The organism is Streptomyces phytophilus (genome assembly GCF_013870535.1).
GTDB classification, from domain to species: Bacteria; Actinomycetota; Actinomycetes; order Streptomycetales; family Streptomycetaceae; genus Streptomyces; species Streptomyces phytophilus.
Map to the genome: position 1 here is coordinate 1 of NZ_JACBXC010000820.1, position 2,773 is coordinate 2,773.

The following is a 2,773-nucleotide window of genomic DNA, read 5'->3' on the forward strand; positions in this document are numbered from 1 at the left end:
GGGTCGGCAGTCGGCGTTGATGGGGCACCAGCACCTCGGCCTCCAGGAGATCCAGGAACTCGCCCCGTCCGGCGCGACCTTCGACACGATGCTGATGTTCGAGAACTACCCGCGGAACGACCTGGGCCTCCCCGCCACCGGACCGGCGGACGACGCCATCGGCATCACCCAGGAACGCAGCGCGGCCGGCACGCACTACCCGCTGGCCATCGGAGTGGTACCGGCGGACGGGCTGCACGTGCGGGTGACGTATCGGCCGGACCTGTTCGAGGCGCGCGAGGCGGAGGGGCTGGCGCGGCGGGTGGTGCGGGTGCTGGAGCAGGTGGTGGCGGACCCGATGGTGCTGGTCGGGGATGTGGAGGTGCTGGACCCGTCGGAGCGGTCCCGGGTCGTGTCGGGGTGGAACGCGACGGGGCTGGCGGTGCCGGAGGGTTCGGTGCTGGACCGGTTCGAGGAGCGGGTACGGCGGTCGCCGGAGGCGGTGGCGGTGCGGTGTGGGGCGGACGCGCTGTCGTATGGGGAGTTGGATGCGCGGGCGAATCGGCTGGCGCGGTATCTGATCCGGCTGGGTGTGGGTCGGGAAGTGCGGGTGGGGCTGTGTTTGCCGCGCGGGGTCGAGATGGTTGTGGCGATGCTTGCGGTGTGGAAGGCCGGGGGCGCGTATGTGCCGTTGGATCCTGCCTATCCGGGGGAGCGGTTGGCGTTCATGGTCGCCGACAGTGGTGCGCAGGTGGTGCTGAGCGCGGAGGACCTGGTGTCTGCTGCGGGGGAGTCGGCGGAGCCGCTGGATACGGTGCTGGAGCCGGGGCAACTGGCGTACGTCATCTACACATCGGGTTCCACCGGCCGCCCGAAGGGCGTGGCGGTCCCGCATCGCGGTCCGGCGAACCTGGCGGAGGCGATGCGTCCGATTCTCGGTGTGGTGGAGGGTGTGACGGCGTTGCAGTTCGCGTCGTTCAGCTTCGACGCCGCCGTCCTGGACCTCGCGGTCACGCTGGCTGCGGGTGGGACGTTGGCAGTTGCGTCGAGTGAGGAACGCGAGGAGCCCGCGGCGCTGGCCGAGATGATGCGTAGCTCCGGAGTGTCCGTGGCCAGTGTGGTGCCGTCACTGTTGAGCGTTCTCGACCCGGCCGCGGTCACCGGGGTGCGGAACTGGGTGCTGGGTGCCGAGTTGCTGACCGCCGACCTGGCGTCCCGCTGGACGCGGCAGGCCCAGGTGTGGAACACGTACGGTCCGACCGAGGCCACCGTCATCACCACCGCTGTCCCGCTCGATGCGGGCATCGAGCCGCACGACGTGCCCCCGGCGATCGGCCGCCCGATCGGCAACATGCATACCTACGTGCTGGATGATTTCCTGCGGCCCGTGCCTCCGGGTGTCATCGGTAAGGTGTATATCGCGGGCTCCGGGCTTGCCCGGGGTTACATCGGCCGCGGTGGGTTGACCGCGGAGCGCTTCGTCGCGTGTCCCTTCGAGCCGGGCGCGCGCATGTATCGCTCCGGCGACCTGGCCCGGTGGTCTCACGACGGTCTGCTGCACTTTGCCGGCCGTGGCGACGAGCAGGTCAAGATCCGTGGCTTCCGGATCGAGCCCGGCGAGGTCGAAGCCGTCCTCGCCGCCCACCCCGACGTGACGCAGACCGCCGTCGCCGTCCGCGAGGACCGACCCGGCGACAAACGACTCATCGCCTACATCGTCGGCACCGATGGCGACGTCGACGCCGACGCCGTACGGGACTTCGCCGCCACCCGGCTTCCCGAGCACATGGTCCCCGCCGCCATCGTCATCCTCGACGCGCTCCCGCTCACCCCCAACGGCAAGACCGACCGCAAGGCCCTGCCCGCACCCGACCTCGCCGAGCGGGCGACCGGCCGCGCGCCCGAGGGCGAGACCGAGGAGATGCTGTGCGCCCTCGTCGCCGATGTCCTGGGCTTGCCGCGTGTCGGCGCGGACGACGACTTCTTCGTTCTCGGCGGCGACTCCATCACCTCCATGCAACTCGCCTCCCGCGCCCGCCGCGAAGGGTTCGTACTCACCCCCCGGCAGGTTTTCGAGCAGCGGACCCCCGAGAAGCTGGCCGCCGTCGCCGGTGCCGCCCCGGCCGCGATCCCAGCGGCGCGTGCCCAGGACACCGGCGAGGTGCCGTGGACGCCGGCGATGCGGGCGCAGGGCGTACGGTCGGCAGACGCCGACTTCGCCCAGTGGATGGTCGTCGGTGCGCCCGCGGCGCTTACCCGCTCCGTACTGACCGGCGGCGTCGGCGCCCTGCTCGACGTGCACGCCATGCTCCGGGCCCGGACCGACCTCTCGGAGCCGGCGAACCCCCGTCTCGTCGTCCCCGAACGCGGCGCCGTCGACGCCGCCCGGCTCGTCAGCCGCGTGGATGCCGCCGGCACCACCGACCTCGACGCGCTCGCCGCCCGCGAAGCCCGCGCCGCCGCCGCGCACCTCGACCCCGCCGACGGGGCGATGCTGCACGTCGTCTGGCTGGACGGCGGCCGGTCCCGGGTCGGGCGGCTGATCCTCGTCGTCCATCACCTGGTGGTCGACGGCATGTCCTGGCGCATCCTCCTCCCCGACCTCCAAGCCGCCTGCGTCTCTCTCGCCGACGGCAGGCAGCCCGCCCTCGAACCCGTACCCACCCCCTTCCGGCAATGGGCGCACGAACTCGTCACCCAGGCAAGGGCCGACGACCGCGCCGCCGAGATCGAGACGTGGACCGAGCTTCTCGGCGCCCCCGACTCCCCCCTCGGCCATCGCCCCCTCGACCCC

The 2,773-nt window shown here is 72.1% G+C and carries 1 protein-coding gene; it reads left to right on the forward strand.

Going from position 1 to position 2,773, the window contains the following annotated elements; translation table 11 throughout:
- Positions 1-19 precede the first annotated feature (19 nt).
- Positions 20-2,773 (forward strand): non-ribosomal peptide synthetase (locus H5J30_RS25725; protein WP_258563538.1); only part of this gene is annotated, 2,754 nt, incomplete at its 3' end.